The organism is Pseudactinotalea sp. HY158 (assembly GCF_009660225.1).
Classification (GTDB): Bacteria; Actinomycetota; Actinomycetes; order Actinomycetales; family Beutenbergiaceae; genus HY158.
The window spans coordinates 1600045-1618479 of record NZ_CP045920.1 but is presented as its reverse complement, the minus strand read 5'-3'; the positions used below and the strand labels follow the sequence as shown (position 1 = coordinate 1618479).

At 70.6% G+C, this 18435-nt stretch carries 18 protein-coding genes and 4 tRNA genes; 9 read left to right on the top strand and 13 right to left on the bottom strand.

Annotated elements, in window-relative coordinates:
• Positions 1-14 precede the first annotated feature (14 nt).
• From GCE65_RS07210 to GCE65_RS07180, 7 genes are all read right to left on the bottom strand, one after another.
• Positions 15-464 (bottom strand): helix-turn-helix domain-containing protein, encoded by a 450-nt coding sequence (locus tag GCE65_RS07210; RefSeq protein ID WP_153877902.1) that lies wholly within the window; start codon positions 462-464, stop codon positions 15-17.
• A 45-nt stretch (positions 465-509) separates the two neighbouring features.
• Entirely contained in the window at positions 510-1475 is a 966-nt protein-coding gene (locus tag GCE65_RS07205) for a restriction endonuclease (RefSeq protein WP_153877901.1), read from the bottom strand.
• Entirely contained in the window at positions 1475-2614 is a 1140-nt protein-coding gene (locus GCE65_RS07200; RefSeq protein WP_153877900.1) for a restriction endonuclease subunit S, read from the bottom strand. The genes GCE65_RS07205 and GCE65_RS07200 overlap by 1 nt, the downstream gene beginning before the upstream one ends.
• Complete coding sequence (locus tag GCE65_RS07195; RefSeq protein ID WP_194928861.1) at positions 2611-4080, bottom strand: class I SAM-dependent DNA methyltransferase; 1470 nt, start codon at positions 4078-4080, stop codon at positions 2611-2613. Before GCE65_RS07195 ends, GCE65_RS07200 begins: the two co-directional genes overlap by 4 nt.
• Positions 4081-4217: 137 nt before the next feature.
• A tRNA-Val gene (locus GCE65_RS07190) sits at positions 4218-4289 on the bottom strand.
• A 112-nt stretch (positions 4290-4401) separates the two neighbouring features.
• Positions 4402-5241, bottom strand: a complete 840-nt coding sequence (locus GCE65_RS07185) for an aminotransferase class IV (protein ID WP_153877898.1) — start codon at positions 5239-5241, stop codon at positions 4402-4404.
• A 9-nt stretch (positions 5242-5250) separates the two neighbouring features.
• A complete protein-coding gene (locus GCE65_RS07180; protein WP_194928860.1) occupies positions 5251-6432 on the bottom strand; it encodes a chorismate-binding protein in 1182 nt (393 codons plus the stop codon).
• Positions 6433-6542: 110 nt separating this feature from the next.
• On the opposite strand from GCE65_RS07180, the gene GCE65_RS07175 reads away from it, so the two are divergent.
• From GCE65_RS07175 to GCE65_RS07155, 5 genes are all read left to right on the top strand, one after another.
• Positions 6543-6615 (top strand) — tRNA-Gly (locus GCE65_RS07175).
• A gap of 45 nt (positions 6616-6660) precedes the next feature.
• Positions 6661-6731: transfer RNA gene (locus tag GCE65_RS07170), tRNA-Cys, on the top strand.
• Between the two features lie 5 nt (positions 6732-6736).
• Positions 6737-6811, top strand: a tRNA-Val gene (locus GCE65_RS07165).
• Positions 6812-6948: 137 nt separating this feature from the next.
• A complete protein-coding gene (locus GCE65_RS07160; RefSeq protein ID WP_153877896.1) occupies positions 6949-9069 on the top strand; it encodes a DEAD/DEAH box helicase in 2121 nt (706 codons plus the stop codon).
• Positions 9070-9119: 50 nt separating this feature from the next.
• Positions 9120-9611, top strand: coding sequence for a DUF3817 domain-containing protein (locus GCE65_RS07155; RefSeq protein WP_228760159.1), 492 nt, complete (start codon positions 9120-9122; stop codon positions 9609-9611).
• On the opposite strand, the gene GCE65_RS07150 is transcribed toward GCE65_RS07155, so the two are convergent.
• The 4 genes from GCE65_RS07150 to GCE65_RS07135 are packed head-to-tail and all read right to left on the bottom strand — an operon-like array spanning position 9608 to position 13550.
• Entirely contained in the window at positions 9608-10408 is an 801-nt protein-coding gene (locus GCE65_RS07150) for an ABC transporter ATP-binding protein (protein WP_152818187.1), read from the bottom strand. The genes GCE65_RS07155 and GCE65_RS07150 overlap by 4 nt on opposite strands.
• Positions 10405-11457, bottom strand: coding sequence for an iron chelate uptake ABC transporter family permease subunit (locus GCE65_RS07145; protein ID WP_153877895.1), 1053 nt, complete (start codon positions 11455-11457; stop codon positions 10405-10407). Before GCE65_RS07145 ends, GCE65_RS07150 begins: the two co-directional genes overlap by 4 nt.
• Complete coding sequence (locus GCE65_RS07140; RefSeq protein ID WP_153877894.1) at positions 11454-12536, bottom strand: ABC transporter permease; 1083 nt, start codon at positions 12534-12536, stop codon at positions 11454-11456. The genes GCE65_RS07145 and GCE65_RS07140 overlap by 4 nt, the downstream gene beginning before the upstream one ends.
• A gap of 42 nt (positions 12537-12578) precedes the next feature.
• Positions 12579-13550 carry a siderophore ABC transporter substrate-binding protein gene (locus GCE65_RS07135; RefSeq protein ID WP_153877893.1) on the bottom strand — a complete coding sequence of 324 codons (972 nt, stop codon included), beginning with the start codon at positions 13548-13550 and terminating at the stop codon, positions 12579-12581.
• Positions 13551-13663: 113 nt separating this feature from the next.
• On the opposite strand from GCE65_RS07135, the gene GCE65_RS07130 reads away from it, so the two are divergent.
• Positions 13664-14107 carry an HIT family protein gene (locus tag GCE65_RS07130; protein ID WP_152818190.1) on the top strand — a complete coding sequence of 148 codons (444 nt, stop codon included), beginning with the start codon at positions 13664-13666 and terminating at the stop codon, positions 14105-14107.
• A gap of 18 nt (positions 14108-14125) precedes the next feature.
• Here GCE65_RS07130 and zapE read toward each other — a convergent pair whose 3' ends face one another.
• Together zapE and GCE65_RS07120 are read right to left on the bottom strand one after the other, a co-directional pair.
• Positions 14126-15205, bottom strand: coding sequence for a cell division protein ZapE (zapE, locus tag GCE65_RS07125; RefSeq protein WP_228760158.1), 1080 nt, complete (start codon positions 15203-15205; stop codon positions 14126-14128).
• Positions 15206-15210: 5 nt separating this feature from the next.
• Positions 15211-16446: a carboxylate--amine ligase gene (locus GCE65_RS07120; protein ID WP_153877892.1), complete on the bottom strand. Its 1236-nt coding sequence runs from the start codon at positions 16444-16446 to the stop codon at positions 15211-15213.
• Between the two features lie 82 nt (positions 16447-16528).
• Between GCE65_RS07120 and GCE65_RS07115 the strand changes: the two genes are divergently transcribed.
• The 3 genes from GCE65_RS07115 (at position 16529) to GCE65_RS17040 (ending at position 18414) form a co-directional block, all read left to right on the top strand.
• Positions 16529-17101: a DUF3000 domain-containing protein gene (locus tag GCE65_RS07115; RefSeq protein WP_153877891.1), complete on the top strand. Its 573-nt coding sequence runs from the start codon at positions 16529-16531 to the stop codon at positions 17099-17101.
• Positions 17102-17104: 3 nt separating this feature from the next.
• Positions 17105-17980 (top strand): ribonuclease D, encoded by an 876-nt coding sequence (locus GCE65_RS17045; RefSeq protein WP_370460206.1) that lies wholly within the window; start codon positions 17105-17107, stop codon positions 17978-17980.
• 173 nt (positions 17981-18153) lie between these two features.
• Positions 18154-18414: a hypothetical protein gene (locus tag GCE65_RS17040; protein WP_370460205.1), complete on the top strand. Its 261-nt coding sequence runs from the start codon at positions 18154-18156 to the stop codon at positions 18412-18414.
• Positions 18415-18435: the final 21 nt, after the last annotated feature.

Genomic DNA, 18435 nt, shown 5'->3' with positions numbered 1-18435 from the left:
CGTCGCATCGCTCCTCACACGGGCACCGATTCACGCAGAACCCGGTCGCGGAAGCTGCCGCGGAGGGTGTCGGAGGCGACGATATCGACCTCGACACCGAGCAGGTCGGTCAGCGCGAGCCGGAGCCCGATCTCGTCGAAGAGGCTGGCCTCGTCCGTGAAGGTGACGAGCAGGTCCAGGTCGGAGCCACCGATGTCCTCCCCTCGGCTCACCGAACCGAAGATCCTGGGGTCCGTGCCGTGATGTGCGGTGACCGCGGCGAGGATCGCCTCCCGATGCTGGGCGATCCGGGCGGACGGACGTGCGCGCAGCGCGCTCCGGATCCGGTCGAGCACTTCGGGGCTCGGGGAACGTCGATTGTTCTCATAGGCGGAGAGATTGGGCTGCGGCACATGCGCGGCCCGCGCCAATTCGGATTGGCTCATCCCCGCCCCCAGTCGCTCCGCCCGGATGTTCATGGCCATCACAGTAGCGGAGAGTTATCGGGGGCGATATGGCAGCTGATGGGGCTATTCGAAGAAGTCCTCGTCGATCTCGACGATCTCGATGCGCCGTTTCACCTGCACCCCCACGCCGTAACGGATCATGAGGCGGGCGAGCCGGTCGCCGTCGATGAGGATCACGCGGGTCGCGATCGACCCGGCGTAGTCGATCGCCGTGCGGGAGAAGCGACTCGTGGTGATGAAGACACCCTGGTTGGCCTGGTTCCCGGCCAGGGCGCCGACGAAGGCCTGGATCGCCTCCCGGCCGACCGTGTTCTCGGCGCCGTAGCGCTTCGCCTGCACATAGATCCGGGAGAGACCGAGGGCATCCTGGTCGATGATGCCGTCGATACCGACGTCATTCGAAAGCTGTGTGCGGGTGGCCTCCCCCTCGGCACCGCCGTAGCCCATCGCCATGAGCAGGTCGAGCACCGCCTGCTCGAAGAACACCGGCTCCTGCGCCCAGATGCGGGTGAGGAGCTGATCGGCGACGTCCTCGTCGATCCGGGCGACGCCGAAGGAGATCTGCTCCTCCGGGTCGAGGGCCGACTCCTCCACCGCGGCCACCGCGCGCGGTCGCGGGGCCCCGCTCGCGCCCGGACCCGGGGCGCTGCTCGGGAGCGCGTCCGACGTGGCCGCCGGGAACGCCTTGATCGTGTGCGGCGCGTTCGGATCGCCCGACAGTGCCCGCAGGTGCCGCTCGGTGATCCCGCCGGGGTGATCAGCGAGGAGCCTGCGCCCAACCTCCGTGATCCGGTAGTGGCCCCGGGCGGGGCGCTCGACGGCGCCCGCGCGGGCGAGGTAGGAGAGCGCCCAGTTCCCGCGGTTGCGGTACTGCTCCTGCCCGGAGGGGATGACGACGGCCCGGTGCTCGCCCGAGAGGTCGAGCAGATCGGCGGCGGCCGCCACGATGTCGCGCCCGCGGTGCACCTCACCGCCGGCGAGCACCCGCAGCGACGGGGCCATGTACTGGTCCCAGGTGGGCGCGCGCATCACAGCTCTCCTCGGAACGCTCGGGACTGGAGGGAGGCGAAGAGTTCGTCTGAACACTCTTCAGCGACCTCGACGACTTTACGTTGCTCGGTCAACTGTTCTACTCTCGCCGCAAACTCTCGTTGATCATCAATTGACGCGCGCGGGATTTCAATCTGGCGAATCATTGAAAGATTCAAATTCTTTTGACGAACACCGCGTCGTCGCTTATTGACCTGTGGGCGGATAGCCTGCACAGCAAAGTACACAAATTCAGCCAGCGCTGCGCCGTCATCAACAATCGCAAACGCTACAGCCTGGTTGCATGCACCCGGACTTGTTGCAATACTGGAATTCAAGGCAGCCGTGTCATACATTCCCAGAAGAATCGCGCCTGCAGGAATGGCCTTAGCCGAACTCATTAATAGCGCCTCGGCCGAGATGTGCTCCTTCGAATCATCCACGTACATAGACCCCAATTCGCCCGAGGAGTACCACGGAATGTCCCCCTCGAAGAATTCTGGCCTTGTTCGAGTCGGAGTCCCCCCACTACGCCATACTGCGAGCTCACCGAGGGCGATTCTGTCTCTCACCGATGAAAACATGTCGTGGAAGATCGCCTGGGTGAGGGAGTCGAGGTGGGCGAGGACTTGTCGTCGTTTCGCTCGCAGGGCGTCGGCGTGATCGAGGATCGCGGCGATGCGGCGCTGCTCGGGCAGCGGTGGCAGCGGGATGCGAAGCTCTCGCAAGAAGATGGCGGGAACACGCCGCTGCCCTCCGCTCCCAATCATCCTCAGCGCACCGGTGGCGCGCACGTGAGATTGCCGAAGAAAATGAAGTAGGTAACGATCGTGCAATCGTTCCAACGGTCGCACTACATGGAACTCGGTCGACCCGACACCGACAGCATGATCAAGCTGCGCCTGGCCGATCTTGACGTTCTCCCAACACGGCGTGATCTTCGCCGCAAGGATGTCACCGTCACGGAAAGTCGTGTACCCGCTGGAGACATCGCGGAACCGTCGGCTCTCGAGTGGGCGCGCACGAGCTGTGATCGGGTCGAGTTCCGCCATGCCAACAAATGAGACCGGCGCGTCGTCCTCAACCTTCTCACCCCGCGGATTGATCGTCGCAACGTCGCCCAGGATCGCTGTTCTCACGAGAGCATTGCCTTGAGGTCGTCGAGGCCCCGGGCGATCTCGGTCTCGAGCTCCTCGATGTCGGCGATGATCGCGAGCGGGTCTCGGTGGGCGACCTGCTCGAACTCGATCTCCTGGTAGCGGTTGATCGAGAGGTCGTAACCCTGCTCGACGATCTCGGCCTTGGGCACGAGGAACGACTGATCGGTGCGGCCCCGCCCCTGCTCGGCGGTGCGGTCCTGCCAGCGGGCGAGCACGTCGGGCAGGTCGTTCGCCTCGATCGGGTTGCGCTTGTCGTCGAGGGAGAAGCCGTCGGCGCGCACGTCGTAGAACCAGACGTCCTCGGTGCCGCCGGAGTCGGTCCGGGTGAAGAACAGGATCGCGGTCGACACCCCGGCATAGGGCCGGAAGACGCCCGAGGGCAGCTTGACCACGGCGTCGAGCTTCTGCTCCTCCACGAGGATCCGGCGCAGCTCCCGGTGCGCCTTGCTCGAGCCGAAGAGCACGCCGTCGGGCACGATCACGGCCGCCCGGCCGCCGGGCGCGAGCAGCTTGAGGAACAGGGCGAGGAAGAGCAGCTCGGTCTTCTTCGTCCGCACCACCCGCTGCAGGTCCTTCGCGGTGGACTCGTAGTCGAGTGAGCCGGCGAACGGCGGATTGGCGAGGATGAGACTGTACCGGGCGGCGTCCTCACTCGCCCCCTCCGAGAGGGAGTCGCGATAGCGGATATCGGGCGACTCGATGCCGTGCAGGAGCATGTTCATGCTGCCGATGCGCAGCATGGTCGAGTCGAAGTCGTAGCCGTGGAACATCGACCGGTGGAAGTGCTCGCGCTGGGTCGCATCGAGCAGCGCGTCGGCGTGGGTCTCGCGCACGTACTCGCTCGCCGCCACGAGGAACCCGGCCGTGCCGCAGGCCGGATCACAGATCTCGTCCCCCGGCTCCGGCGCGGTCATCCGCACCATGAGGTCGATGATGTGGCGGGGCGTGCGGAACTGCCCGTTCGTGCCCGCCGTCGCGATCTTGGCGAGCATGTACTCGTACAGGTCGCCGTTCGTGTCGCGATCGGCCATCGGGATGGCGTCGAGCATGTCGACCACGCGGCTGAGCAGCGCCGCGGTCGGGATCGTGAACCGGGCACCCTTCATGTGCTCGGAGTAGGTCGACCCGTCGCCACCGATCCGGCCCCCGAGGGAGCGCAGGAACGGGAACACGTGCCGGTCGATCGTCTCGAACATCTCCCCGGGCGCCGTGTTCTTGAGCCTTCCCCAGCGCAGGTGCTCCTGACCCGGTAGGAACACCGGATCCTCGATCGGGCCGCGGGTGGTCCGCGCCTTCTTCTCGGCGAGCACCTGGAGGTCGTCGAGTCGGCGGATGAAGAGGAGGTAGGTGATCTGCTCGATCACCTCGATCGGATTGCTGATGCCGCCCGACCAGAAGGCGTCCCAGACGCGGTCGATCCTGCTCTTCAACTCACCGGTGATCACGGTGGCCACTGTAGCGAGGACGGCGCCTGCTCCCACCGTGCTCGCCGGCGGCACGAGGCGGCTTCTCCCGGGCGAGCCCAGGAACGACGAACGCCCCACACCAAAGGTGCGGGGCGCCGTCCATACGCGCATGTCGGTGGGCGATACTGGGTTCGAACCAGTGACCTCCTCGGTGTGAACGAGGCGCTCTACCACTGAGCCAATCGCCCGAGCCGGCCGATCGAACCGGCCGCCTGCTGCTTCGGCAATGCTAGCAGCACGCCGGCGCGGGCTCGGACCACGCGGCCGCAGCCCGGGCGCTCGCGAGCCGCGCCCGAGCGCTCACGGGTCGAGGTGGTCGAGGCGGCGGCGGCGGAAGATCTCGGCCATGGCGCGCGTGAGGTCGCCGGGCGCGAGCTCGCGGTCGTCCACCGCGACGATCGGCACGAGGCCCCGGGTGGAGGAGGACAGCGCGGCGTGGTTCGTGGTGCGGATCACATCGAGGGGCAGTGTCGCCTCCGCCACCGGCACGCCCTCCTCCCGCGCCCACTCGAGCACGAGGGCGCGCGTGACCCCGGCGAGTGCCCCGGAGTCGAGCGCCGGGGTGAGCAGCCGGCCGTCGTGCTCGACGAACACGTTCGTGCCGGTGCCCTCGCACAGCTCCCCGCGGGTGTTCGCGAGGATCGCCTCGCCGGCGCCGCGGGCCTTGGCATCGGCCAGCGCGAGCACGTTCTCGGCGTAGGAGATCGACTTGACTCCCGTGAGCGGGGAGCGCTCGTTGCGCACCCAGCGCGAGAGCCGCACGCGCACGGGCCGCGGCTCGGCGGCCGGGCCGGCGGAGACCAGGAGGGTGGCCGGGCCGTCTCCCCGATCCGACCCCATGGGCCCGGGACCGGAGGTCCACGTGATCCGCAGCCGGCCGCTCGAACCGGCCTCCGCCCGGGCCCACGCGCCCTCGATGGCCGCGACCGCGGCGAGGATCTCATCGCGGTCCGGGGCGGCCAGGCCGAGTGCACGCACGGAGGACTCGAGCCGGTCCAGATGTCGGGTGAGGGCGAAGGTGCGACCGTCGATGAGTTCACACGTCTCGAACGCGCCGTCGCCCACGAGCACCCCGTGGTCGCTCGCCGTGATGACGGGGGTGTCCGGGTCGATGAGGCGTCCGCCCGCATAGAGGAACATCGCCCCACCCTAGGCGGTGGGTCGATCCGGCCCGGTCGGGCCGGGCGGGCCGGTCGGGGCAGTCAGGGCGGGCAGGTCGGCTGGGTCGGCTGGGGCGGCGAGGAGGTCCTCGGCCAGCTCCACGAGGCGGCGGGCCTTGAGCTCGGTCTCCGCCCACTCCCCCGCGGGCGTGGATCCCGCGGTGATCCCGGCCCCGGTGCCGAAGTGCAGGAGCCCGTCGCGGTGCCAGAAGATCCTGATGCCGGCGGCGAGGGTCGCCCGGCCGGCGTCGGCGTCGATCCAGCCGAACTGGCCGCAGTAGGGACCGCGCGGCACCGGCTCCACGGACCCGATCCAGTCGAGTGCCGCCGCGCGCGGCACCCCCGCGACCGAGCACGGCGGCTGCGTGGCCGTGAGGATGTCCATCCAGTCCCGCGGTCCGGGCCGGGCCGCCGTCAGTGCGCCGCTCACGCGCGCGACCAGATGGACGAGGCCCGGATGGTGTTCGAGCACGGCGGGTTCGGTGCGGACGCTGCCGGGCCGGCAGAGCGGTGCGAGTTCGGCGGCGAGGGCACCCGCCACGAGTTCGTTCTCGCGCCCGTCCTTGGGGAGCAGCTCCGCGGCCGTGCGGGCCGTGCCCTTGATCGGCCGGGCCGCGATCCGGCCGGAGTCGACCTCGATCGCCAGCTCGGGCGAGGCACTGACCAGCCACGCCCCCGGATCCGACGGTCCCGCCGCGCCCGCCGGAATGTCCCAGTACCCCCCGTAGGGAGACGGATGCGCCGCGGCGAGACGGGCGTGCAGAGCCCGGGCCGGGACGGGAACGGGCAGGCGGCGGTGGAGGATCCGACCCAGGTTCACCTGCTCGAGTCGACCGCGGCGGATCGCCTCGACGGTCGCCGTCACCGCCGCCTCGTATCCCGCCCGGTCGAGCGAGGAGGTCCAACGCGCGGCCGCGTCGTCCCGCCCGGCCGCCGCCGCGCGCCGATCCGAGGTGATCGTGCTCACAGCCGGGCCCGGGGTGGCGCGGTTGACAGCATCGAAGCGCCAGGCGTGCCACCGGCCGTCGAACTCGGCCAGAACCGCCCACAGGCCGGTGCCGAGCGCCTCGGGCGATTCGCGCAGATCGGCGTATTCCCGCGGGTTCGAGGCGGTGACGCCGTCGAAGTGGACGGCCGGGCGCGGCGGCGGATCGTTCAGTCGGGAGGTCACGGCTTCACGGTAGCGAGCGCGGGGTTCGGGCGGACGGAGCGGGCACCGGTTGGACTCGGGTGCCGATCGTCGGTTAATGTTCTGGTTGTTCGCCCCGAACGGGGTGACATGCGGATGTGGCTCAGTTGGTAGAGCATCACCTTGCCAAGGTGAGGGTCGCGGGTTCGAGTCCCGTCATCCGCTCGGAGGCATGGCCCACACACCGATTTCGGGTCAGAAGTCATCCACGGTGGGTTGGCCGAGAGGCGAGGCAGCGGCCTGCAAAGCCGTATACACGGGTTCGAATCCCGTACCCACCTCGCATGGGCGATTGGCGCAGCGGTAGCGCGCTTCCCTGACACGGAAGAGGTCACTGGTTCGATCCCAGTATCGCCCACCACACTGTCCATCTCGACTCCGGACAGCAGGTTCCCTGGTCAAGGGTGTCGAACGCCCCGTTCTCCGACGGCGGCCGGCCACGGACAGTGGTCGTTTCACGCGCCGATTCCGGCGTTGCTTCCCATCGAGGAGTTCCCGGTGCCGAATCACGGCTCATCCGCCGCACCCCGCACCAGCCCACGGGCGGGCGAGGTCGCCCCGATCATCCCGATCCTCGCGCGCAAGGTGCGCGAGGTCGAGGCCAAGTCGAACCGCGGCAAGGTCGGCCCGACCAACCGCACGCGGTTCCAGGTCATCGCCCTGCTCGTGCGCGACGAGCGGTCCCGCATCCGCGACGACTCCGCCCTGAGCGGCAACACGCGCAGCGAGCTGCTCAAGCGGCTCGACGGCATCGCGACCATCCTCGCGCGGATCGCCGCGCGCGACACCTCGCTCCTGTCCCTCCTCGACTCCCAGACCCAGCCGGGACCCTCGGCGCAGCGGATGCGGAACGAGTGGCTCCTCTCCTCCGGTGCCGAGCTGTCGGAGGAGGAGCTGCAGATCAAGGCCCCGGCGCCGGCCCGCACCCCCGTGGTCTCGGCCTCGCTCGCCCAGAAGCAGGTGGTGCCGGCCGGGGTTCCCAAGCGCCTCAAGGCCCGGCCGTTCGCCCCGCCGGTCTTCCCGTCGGGAACCTCGCCCGCCGTCGGTCACCTGTCGGGCTGGGACCTCCTCGAACCGCTCTACCGCTCCTTCGAGCAGGGGGCCGGTGGCGGGGCGGCGTCGATGCCACTGCCACCGTCACCGCGGATCGATCAGTACTCCCCCAAACCACTCGAGCTCATGGCGCACCAGCTACAGCTGCTCGAGTCCGTCAAGCAGGGCCACCGCAGCTTCCTGCTGGCCGATGAGCCGGGGCTCGGGAAGACCGCGCAGTCGGTCATCGCCGCGTCCGTCGCGCACGCCTACCCGCTCCTGGCCGTCGTGCCGAACGTGGTCAAGATCAACTGGGCCCGCGAGGTCTCCCTCTGGACCCCGCGACGGAAGGTGAGCGTCATCCACGGCGACGGCCGCGACGTCGACGCCTTCGCCGACGTCTTCGTGATCAACTACGAGATCCTCGACCGCCACCTCGGCTGGCTCTCGAAGTTCGGCTTCCGCGGGATGGTCGTCGACGAGGCACACTTCATCAAGAACCTGAGCAGCCAGCGCTCCCAGCACGTGCTCGCGCTCGCGGACCAGATCCGGCGCTCGACACCCGACGGGGATCCGCTGCTCATGGCGCTCACGGGCACTCCGCTCATCAACGACATCGAGGACTTCCACGCGATCTGGCGATTCCTCGGCTGGGTCGACGCCGAGGGGCCGACCCCCCGGTTGCGGCAGGCCCTCGAGGCGATCGGGCGCACTCCGGCCGACCGCGCCTTCTACCCCGAGGCCCGGACCGCCGTGGTCGATCAGGGCATCGTGCGCCGCGTCAAGACCGAGGTGGCGAAGGACCTGCCGGCCCGCCGGGTCGTGGACCTGCCGGTGGAGCTCGACGACGACCTCGGCCGCTCGATCCGTCAGGCGGAGCGGGAGCTCGGCGCCCGACTCGCGGCGAAGTACCGGGCGCTCACCGCCTCCAGGTCGCCGCGCGAGGGCTGGGACCTGGACATCATGCGCCACGTCGCCGAGGGAGAACTCGAGGCGTCCCGCAGCGCGTCCTCGGGCGAGAACGTCTTCACGATGGTGCGCAGGATCGGGCAGGCCAAGGCCTCCCTCGCGAGCGACTACACCGCGCAGCTGGCGCACTCGGTGGGCAAGGTCGTGCTCTTCGCCAAGCACATCGACGTCATGGACACGGCCGAACGACTCCTGGCCGAGGCGGGGCTGCGCACGGTGTCGATCCGGGGCGAGCAGAGTTCGAGCACGCGGCAGCGGGCGATCGACGCCTTCACGACCGACCCCGGCGTGTCGGTGGCGATCTGCTCGCTCACCGCGGCGGGGGTCGGCCTCAACCTGCACGTGGCCTCGAACGTCGTGCTCGCCGAGCTGAGCTGGACCGCGGCCGAGCAGGCGCAGGCGATCGACCGCGTCCACCGCATCGGCCAGGAGGAGCCGGTCACCGCCTGGCGGATCCTCGCCGCGCACACGGTGGACACGAAGATCGCCGAACTCATCGACGCGAAGAAGGGCCTCGCCGCCCGCGCCCTCGACGGCAGCGACGAGGAGATCGTCTCGACGACGACCGTGCAGGTCGACGCACTCGTGCACCTGCTCATGGAGGCCCTCGAGGGCTGAGGCACCCGCCTGCGGTGCACGTTCTCAGGAAGTTCGAGCAGACTACTCGGGTGACCGTCATCGCCCCGCCCCAGACCCTGTCCCCCCGGCGCCTGTACCGAATCCTCGCAGTGGCCGAAACGATCACCTGGACCCTGCTGATCGCCGGCATGATCCTCAAGTACCTCCTCCACGTGGGCGACTGGCCGGTGCGCGTCTTCGGCCTCACCCACGGCGTCGTGTTCGTGGCGTACGCCCTGACGGCGCTGCTCGTCGGCGTCAACCAGTTCTGGCCGCTGCGCCAGATCGTCGCCGCCGTCGCGACCGCGATCGTGCCCTATGCGACGATCCCCTTCGATCGCTCCCTCGAGCGGCGCGGGCTCCTCACGGGCGGCTGGCGCGTCACGGCCACCGACGACCCCCGCGACCACACGCGCACGAGCGCCGCCCTGCGGTTCTTCCTGCGCCACCCGTTCACGCTCGGTCTGGCCATGGTCGTCGCCGTCGTCGCGATCGTCGGCATCCTGCTCACGCTCGGCCCGCCCACCCAGTGGTTCGGCTAGCTCACGCCGATCGACTCGATCCGCTCGCGGGTGGACTGGCACGTGTAGTACATGCCGATGCGGTTGCCCCCGACGAGCTCGACCGGGATCTCCAGACCGTAGATGAGCCGCATCTGCTCGGTCGTGATGATCTCCTCGGGGGAGCCCTCGGCCACGATCCGGCCGTCCCGCATGGCGATGATCCGGTCGGAGTAGACGCTCGCGAAGTTGATGTCGTGGAGCACCATGACCACGGTCTTGCCCAGCTCGTCGCAGGTGCGCCGCAGGATCTGCATCATCCCGGCCGAGTGCACCATGTCGAGGTTGTTGAGCGGCTCGTCGAGGAGCACGTAGTCGGTCTCCTGCGCGAGCACCATCGCCACGAACGCCCGCTGCCGCTGGCCGCCGGAGAGTTCGTCCAGGTAGCGGTTCGCGAGCGGCCCCAGGTGCAGGTAGTCGATCGCCCGGCCGATGGCGTCGGCGTCGGTCGTCGTCAGCCGCCCCTTCGAGTGCGGGTAGCGGCCGAACGTCACGAGCTCGCGCACGGTGAGCCGGACCGCGAGGTGATTGTCCTGGCGCAGGATGGCCAGGCGGCGCGCGATCCGGTCGCCGGGCGTCGTCGTCACGTCGAGTCCCTCGACCGTGACCGACCCGGCGCTCATCGGCAGCAGCCGGGCCACCATCGACAGCAGGGTCGACTTCCCCGCCCCGTTCGCGCCGATGACCGAGGTCATCCCGCCCGCCGGGATGGTCGTGGTGACGTCGTCGACCACGGTGGTCGACCCGTACACCTTGCTCACTCCGCGGATCTCGATCACCGGTTCCGTCCTCTCACCAGCAGGGCGATGAACACCAGTCCTCCAACGAATTCGATGATGACGCTGAGCACGGTGCCCAGACCGAGCGCGTGCTGGAGCACGGCCTGGGCGCCGATGAGCATCGTGATCGCCACGAGTGCCGACGCCGGCAGCACGATCGCGTGCCGGCTCGACCGGCAGATCTGGTAGGCCACGTTCGAGACGATGAGCCCGAAGAACAGCACCGGGCCGACGAGCGCGGTGGCGACCGCCACCTGCACGGCGCCGAGGCTCAGCACCCCGAGCACGAGCCCGCGGTAGTTGAGCCCGAGGGCCGTCGAGCGGCTCGGCCCGAGGGCCACCACGTCGAGCCGGCGGCGCAGCAGCCAGATCCCCAGCGAGCTCAGGACGATCCCGGCGGTGGCGTAGGGGAGCAGCGAGGCGTCGACGGACGTGAAGCTCGCGAACAGCCGGTCGGTGATGATGAGGCTCTCGTTCGGGTCGATCACCCGCTGCATGAACGTCGAGATGGAGCGGAAGAAGGTGCCGAACACGATCCCCACGAGCACGAGCAGGACGACGTCGCGCCGGCGCCCGCCGAACAGCCACCAGAACAGGGCGAGCGAGAGGCCGAGCATGGCGGCGAGCTCGAGCCCGAACATCGCCGGGCCCGCGAGCCGGTTCACCGCGGTGGCGCCGAGGAAGAAGACCATCCCCGTCTGAATCAACTCGTACAACGAGTCGAAGCCCATGATCTGCGGGGTGAGGATCCTGTTCTCGGTGATGGTCTGGAAGACCACCGTGGACCAGCCGATGGCCACCGAGACGAGCACGAGTCCCAGCAGGGTGCGGCTGCGCAACTCCAATGCGAAGGCCCAGTCGCCGCGGGTGTTGATCGTGAGGAAGGCGGCCATCGCGGCCACGGCGAGGGCCCCGAGCAGGACGAGCCTGGCCCGGTCGCCCACGTGCTCCCACCGGCGCGGGCGGCGGGGTCCGATCGAGCGGTCCCGGCGGCGACGCGCGGGGGCCGGGGGCGCGGTCCGCGCCGGACGGATCGACGTCGAGGTCATCGCGCGTCCACCTCCGTGGCCCGGTCCCGCGCGCGGGCGGGACGGCGCGCGCGGACCTCACGCCGGTCGCGCGGCTCGTACAGGAGCAGGTAGAGGAACACGCCGGAGCCGACGAGACCCACGACCACCCCGATGGGCACCTCGTACGGGAAGCGCACGATGCGCCCGAGGATGTCGCATGCGAGCACGAACCCGGCGCCGAGCAGCGCGACCCACGGCAGGCTGCGGCGCAGGTTGTCGCCCACGAAGCGGGAGACGATGTTCGGCACGACGAGGCCGAGGAACGGCAGGCTGCCGACGACGACGATGACCAGCGCCGTCACGACGGCCACGAGCCCGAGTCCGACGTTCATGGCCGTGCGGTAGTTGAGCCCGAGGTTCGTGGTGAACTCCTCCCCCATCCCGGTCACCGTGAACCGGTCGGCCATGACGTAGACGAGGATCCCCGCGATCGCCACGAGCCAGAGCAGCTCGTACCGGTTCTGGATGACGCCCGAGAAGTCGCCGGTGAGCCACGAGGACAGGGTCTGGGTCATCTGCCGCCGGTAGGCGATGAACGTCGTCACGGCGGCGATCACGGCGCCGAGCATCATGCCCACGAGCGGCACCACGATGACCGAGCGCAGCGGGATGGACCGCAGGATGCGCAGGAAGAGCATCGTGCCGGCGAGGGCGAAGACCGCGGCCACGACCATCTTGCCCACGAGCGGCATCCCGGGGGAGACGATCGTGACGACGAGGAGCCCGAAGGCGGCCGACTCGCTCGTACCGGCGGTCGCGGGCTCGACGAACTTGTTCCGCACGAGCATCTGCATGACGAGCCCGACGATCGCGATCGAGGCGCCGGCGAGCACGATCGAGATCGTCCGCGGCAGCCGGGAGACCACGAGGGTCTGGCGCTCGACGTCGGTCAGCGTCCCGGTGAGCACCCGGAGCGGATCGAGGTCGCTCACGCCGACGAACAGCGAGACCCCGGCGAGCAGCAGCACGACGGCGACCGCCGCGATCAGCCGGCCGGTGCCGGCGGATCGGGCGGTCGCGCTCCCCGGGGACCCGGGGCTGGAAACAGTCACTCTCATCCTTCGTTACGACGGGCCCGTGCGCTCCGGAGCCGGTCGGGCTCAGGCGAAGGCGTCGCCGATCTGGGCGAACATCTCCCGAGTGTTGTCGACGCCGGCCATGACGATGTACCAGCGCTGGGCGTCGAGGTAGACCACCTGCTCCTTCTCCCACGCGGTCGTGGCGTGGACGAGCTCGTTGTCGAGGATCGCCTCGGCGCTCTCACCGGACTGTCCGATGGCGGCGTCGCGGTCGTTGACGAAGAGCCAGTCGGGGTTCGTGTCGCGGATCATCTCGAAGCTGATCGCCTCGCCGTGCGGGAGTGCCTCGACCTCGTTCACGGCCGCCGGCACGCCGAGCACCGAGTGGATGAGGCCGAAGCGGGAGTCCTCGCCGTACACGGTCACCTCGCCCCCCGAGGTGGACAGGATGAGCCCGGGGCCCGCGCCCTCGGTCGCGGCCCGGACCTGCTCGACCGTCTCGTCGAGGTCGGCGAGCGCATCCGCCGCCAGGTCCTGCTCGCCGAAGATCTCGCCGAGCAGTTCGGTGTGCGCATGGACGTCGTCCATGAACGTCGCGTAGTCGACCGACAGGTCGATCGTGGGCCAGTGCTCGCTCAGCTGCGGGTACGCGGCGGCGGACCGGCCGGCGACGATCACCAGGTCCGGATCGATCGCGTTGATCGCCTCGAGATCCGGTTCGAAGAGCGTTCCGACGTTCTCGTGGTCGGCGCCCGCGTAGGCGGAGAGGAAGTCGGGCAGGTTCTCCTGCGGGACGCCGGCGACGTCGACCCCGAGGGTGTCGAGGGTGTCGAGCGAGGCGTAGTCGAACACGACGACGGTCTCCGGGTCGAGCTCGACCTCCGTCTCGCCCTGGGCGTGCTCGACGGTCATCGTGCCGGCCTCGCCGGCGGCGGTCGGCGCATCGGCCGCGGGCTCGTCGGCTGCGGCGCCGCCGCACGCTCCGAGGGCGAGGGCGCCGGCGGCCCCCACGACGAGTGCTGCGAGTGGACGGGGGGTGCGGCGACGATTCACGGTGTGCTCCAGGGAGACGATCGGGACGGACAGCACTTAGGTATACCTAACGTCGTCATTTACGCGCAAGTCGAGTAGCGTAAATCCGCGGCGGCTTCGGTTAGCCTGGTCACATGACGAGCGTGTTCACCCGCATCATCGGCGGCGAGATCCCCGGCCGGTTCCTGTGGTCCGATCCGAGCTGTGTGGCCTTCCTCACGATCGCCCCGATCGTGCCCGGCCACACCCTCGTGGTCCCCCGGGCGGAGATCGACCACTGGCTCGACGTGCCGGCCGAGCTCGGCGCGCACCTGTTCGCGGTCGCGGCCACGATCGGCCGGGCACAGCGGCAGGTCTACTCCCCCGCCCGGATCGGTCTGCTCATCCAGGGGCTCGAGGTGCCCCACACCCACCTGCACGTGTGGCCCGCCGAGAACCTCGCCGACTTCGACCTCGCGCGCGCCGATCACGATCCCGATCCGGGCGACCTCGACCGCGCGGGTCGGGCCCTGCGCACCGAACTGGAGCGCGCGGGTCACGGCGAACACGTGCCCGCATCCATGGCCCGCGCGGACTGACCCGTCCGGGGCGACCGGTCAGACCGGTCCGAGCGCCTCGTCCCGCCGGCTCAGGGCGTCGAGGCGGGAGATGGCCCGCAGGTACTTCTTCCGGTACCCACCCGCCCGCATCCGCTCGCTCACGAGCTCCCGGGCACCGATCCCGGCGAGGCGCACGGGGATCCCCCGGTCGTAGAGCCGGTCGATGAGCACGACGAGCCGGAGCCCGGCCACGTCGTCGGTGAGGGTGGCCCCGCCGGTGAGCCCCAGGAACGTCACCCCGTCGACGAGCTGACCGTACCTCGATGGGTGGACCCGGCCCAGATGCCCGAGCAGCGTCGAGAAGTCGTCGAGCGCCCCGCCGCGACCGGCGTGGGCCGTCGCCTCGGCCCGGACCTGCCCGTCGGTGGGCACCGGCCGGTCGAAGTCGAGGGTGCGGGCACGGTAGTCGGGGCCGTCGATGCGCATCACCTCGAACCGGCTCGCGAGCGAGGTGATCTCCCGCAGGAAGTCGTCCGCGGCGAAGCGCCCCTCCCCGAGCGCCCCGGGCTGGGTGTTCGATGTGGCCACGAGCGTCACCCCGGCGTCCGAGAGCTCCCGCAGGAGCCGGCTCATGAGCACGGTGTCGCCGGGATCGTCGAGCTCGAACTCGTCGATGCACAGCACGACCGCGCCCGACAGCTCCGCCACCGCGGCGCCGAAGCCCAGCGCCCCCACGAGGTGCGTGTACTCCACGAACGTCCCGTACAGCGCGCGCTCCGGGCCGAGCGCGTGCGCGAGGGCGGCGATCAGGTGGGTCTTGCCCACACCGTAACCGCCGTCGAGGTAGACGCCGGTGCTCGCACGCCCCCGGCCCCGCAGCAGCCGCCGCCGCGGCCGCTCGATCGAATGGGCCAGTGCTCGCATCCGCCGCAGCGCCGCGGTCTGTGAGGGGTGGGAGATGTCGGGTCGATAGCTGTCGAAGCTCGCGTCGTCGAATTGCGGGGGCGGGACCTGCTGGGCGAGCAGCCGGGCCCGGTCCAGCCGGGGCGACCGGTCGGTCAGCGTGAGGAGCGCGACCTCGTCGCGCCCCTGCCTTCCCGAGCCCACTCCTGCCGGCTCCTGCTCACCCCCGCTCACCCTGGTCAACCGCGCTCACTCGTCCCGGTCGTCCCGGTCGGGTGATACGCCGCGAACTTGCGGAACTGGTTGACCATCGCCCCGGCCACGTAGAGCCACCGCCGGGCGCCGTGTTCGGCCCGGTAGTAGTAGGGATTGGTGACGGCGCCCGCCCGCCGGAGCCTGCGCACGCGCGCGCGCAGGTGCTCGGGGAGGTACCGGCGCAGTAGGGCGAGGGGCACGACCGTGAACAGGTGCTCGGCCGTGCCCTCGACCGGCTCGGCCGGGGCGGGCTCGCCGTCGGCGAACGCGCGCACGTACCAGTCGGCCACGTTGTAGCCGGCGGCGGTCACGGCGTATCCGGAGCGGCCGACCCGCGGATTGAGCTCGAGGAAGTAGTACGTGCCGTCCGGTCCACGCTTGAGGTCGAGGTTGGCGAAGCCGGTCCAGCCGAGGGCGGAGAGCAGCCGCCGCGCGTGCTCGAGGGTCGGGGCGTGGGCCGCCCCGCCCCCGGTGATCTGGGCCACGGAGTTGCCGCGCCCGTTCGGGGTGTGCTCCTCGAGGAGCACCTGCCCGAACAGCAGGAGGTGCCCGCGCCCGTCCGGGCCGTAGCAGGCGTTCACCGCGGCCATGTCGGAGTCGGCGCCGGGCACGTGCTCCTGCACCACGAACTCGCCCCCGTAGCCGGCGGCCGCGACCCGCCCGAAATAGGCCCCGAGCTCGTTTCGGTCGGCGAGGAACTCCACCTTGTTCTTCCCGTCGAGCTCGAGGGCGTGGAACGCCGCACTCGAGGCGGCCTTGACCACGCAGGGAGCCGGGACGTCGGACGGGATCGGCTCGTCGGCGCGGAGCACGACGGTGCGCGGGTGCGGGATGCCGAGCTCGTCGCACAGCCGCGAGAACGCGGCCTTGTCGGTCGCGCGGGCGAGCAGCTCCGGCCCCGGATAGGGCACGATGACGCCCGCCGCGGCGAGCTCGTCGCGCCGGGCGCCGAGCAGCTCGACGTACCAGTCCGCCGACCCGAGCACGATCGGACGGGTGCCGGGGGCCTCCGCGGCCACGTCGAGGACCGCGCGCACGGCCGCGTCGGGGTGCTCGAGACCGTCGAGGATCCGCAGGTCGACGATCGCCGAATCGGCGACCGGGCCGGTGCGCACGCCGGTGAGGACGACCGATCGCACGCCGCGCGCCTCGTGGAATGCCCGGGCGGTGGCGTAGGCGCCGAGGTCGCCGCCCAGGATGATCGGCCGGATCGTTGTCATGACTCGTTAGCCTAATGGGATTGTCGCCCCGCCCCGGCGTGGCCTCCGCGGCGGGGCGGGGGTGCACTCGTAGGGTGGGCGGGTGAGCGCTGAACGTCGTGTGCCGGCCGATTTCGAGGCCGCGCTGCTGAGTCTTCGAGGGCATCGGCCACGGCCCGAGTTCCGGCTCGAGGAGGTGCCGCCCCCGACCCGCATCGCCCCGTTCGCGCTCGCACTCACCGGTGAGGTCAATCCGACCGGCGACCCCGACGACCACCTCGGTGGCGGCCGATTCGTCGTGCTCTACGACCCCGACGGGCAGCCGGCGTGGAACGGCGAGTTCCGGGTGATCGTCATGGCCCGGGCGCAGCTCGAGCCCGAGCTCGGGTCCGATCCCCTGCTCGGGGAGGTCGGCTGGACCTGGCTGACCGACGCCCTCGCCGCCGAGGGCGCCCCGTATCACTCGCTCTCCGGCACGGTCACCCGCGCCCTCTCCGAGACCTTCGGCGGCCTCGAATTGCGATCGGGTACCGTCGACATCGAGATCCGGGCGTCCTGGACGCCCACAGCCCTCGATCTGGCGCCGCACCTGCGCGCCTGGGCGTTGCTCACGTGCCAGGCGGCAGGCCTGCCGCCCGCGCCGTACAACGTCAGCACCCTCTATCGGAATCGGTGATCCGTGCCTTCCAGCACACCCTCCTCCTCCCCCACCCAGTCGGCCCAGTCGGCCGACTCGGCCCCATCGGCAGACTCGGCCCCCGAGGTCGAGACCACCCCGCTGACCGAGCCGGCCGGCGGCGTGCCCGAGGTGACCACGACGGACGCCGCCCTGCGCACGGTCACCGGGGCCCTCGCCGGCGGCACCGGACCCGTCGCCGTCGACGCCGAGCGCGCATCGGGATTCCGCTACGGGCAGCAGGCCTACCTCGTGCAACTGCGCCGGGCCGGTGCAGGCACCGTGCTCATCGACCCGCGCGCCCTGCCAGAGCTCACCGAGGTGACCGACGCCCTCGCCGGGATCGAGTGGGTCTTCCACGCGGCGAGTCAGGACCTGCCGAGTCTGGCCGAGGTGGGACTCCGCCCCGATTCGATCTTCGACACCGAGCTCGCCGCCCGCCTCCTCAACAAGGATCGCGTGGGCCTCGGCCCGCTCGTGGCCGCGGAGCTGCACCTGGCCCTCGCCAAGGAGCATTCCGCCGCGGACTGGTCCACCCGACCGTTGCCGCAGGAGTGGCTGCGCTACGCCGCGCTCGACGTCGAGTTGCTGGTCGAGCTGCGCGACCTGCTCGAGGAGCAGCTCGTGGCCGCGGGAAAGCTCGACTGGGCCCGCCAGGAGTTCGACGCGGTGCGCACCGCGGCGCCGCCGGCCCCGCGGATCGACCCGTGGCGGCGCACGAGCGGCAGCCACAGGATCCGCGATCGGCGCGGCCTGGGGGTCGTGCGCGAGCTCTGGCTGGCGCGTGACGAGGCGGCCCGGACCGCGGACATCTCTCCGGGCCGGATCCTGCCCGATGCGGCCATCGTCGCCGCGGCCACCTCGGCCGGGCCGACCTGAACTCGCTGCGCGAGTTCCGCGGCCGGGGCGCCGCCCGGCGGCTGCGGCTGTGGCAGCGCACGCTCGATCACGCGCTCGCGCTGCCGGAGGCGGACCTGCCCTCGCGCCGGCTCGAGGATCCCGATCACCTGCCCAATCCGCGCGGCTGGAAGGAACACCATCCCGACTCCGCCGTGCGCCTCGAGGCCGTCAAGCGCATCGTGCGCTCCACCGCCGCCGATCTCGACCTCCCGCAGGAGAACCTCCTCACCCCGGACTATCAGCGCCGGCTCGCCTGGGCGCCCCCCGCGGAGCCGACCGCGGCCACCGTGCGCGCCCAGCTCGCGCTGCTCGGTGCCCGCCCGTGGCAGCTCGATCAGCTCGCCGAGCCGCTGACGGACGCCGTCACCCGACCCGAACACGTGCTCGAGGTGGTTCCGGCGCCGAGCACCTGAGGTCTCACCGGGTCGGCCGGG

What these genes read in the sequence shown, in the direction of transcription:
- GCE65_RS07210 (WP_153877902.1), bottom strand. Translation starts at nt 464, where the DNA reads ATGGCCATGAACATCCGGGCGGAGCGACTGGGGGCGGGGATGAGCCAA.
- GCE65_RS07205 (WP_153877901.1), bottom strand. Translation starts at nt 1,475, where the DNA reads ATGCGCGCGCCCACCTGGGACCAGTACATGGCCCCGTCGCTGCGGGTG.
- GCE65_RS07185 (WP_153877898.1), bottom strand. Translation starts at nt 5,241, where the DNA reads ATGTTCCTCTATGCGGGCGGACGCCTCATCGACCCGGACACCCCCGTC.
- GCE65_RS07145 (WP_153877895.1), bottom strand. Translation starts at nt 11,457, where the DNA reads ATGACCTCGACGTCGATCCGTCCGGCGCGGACCGCGCCCCCGGCCCCC.
- GCE65_RS07140 (WP_153877894.1), bottom strand. Translation starts at nt 12,536, where the DNA reads ATGAGAGTGACTGTTTCCAGCCCCGGGTCCCCGGGGAGCGCGACCGCC.
- GCE65_RS07130 (WP_152818190.1), top strand. Translation starts at nt 13,664, where the DNA reads ATGACGAGCGTGTTCACCCGCATCATCGGCGGCGAGATCCCCGGCCGG.
- GCE65_RS07120 (WP_153877892.1), bottom strand. Translation starts at nt 16,446, where the DNA reads ATGACAACGATCCGGCCGATCATCCTGGGCGGCGACCTCGGCGCCTAC.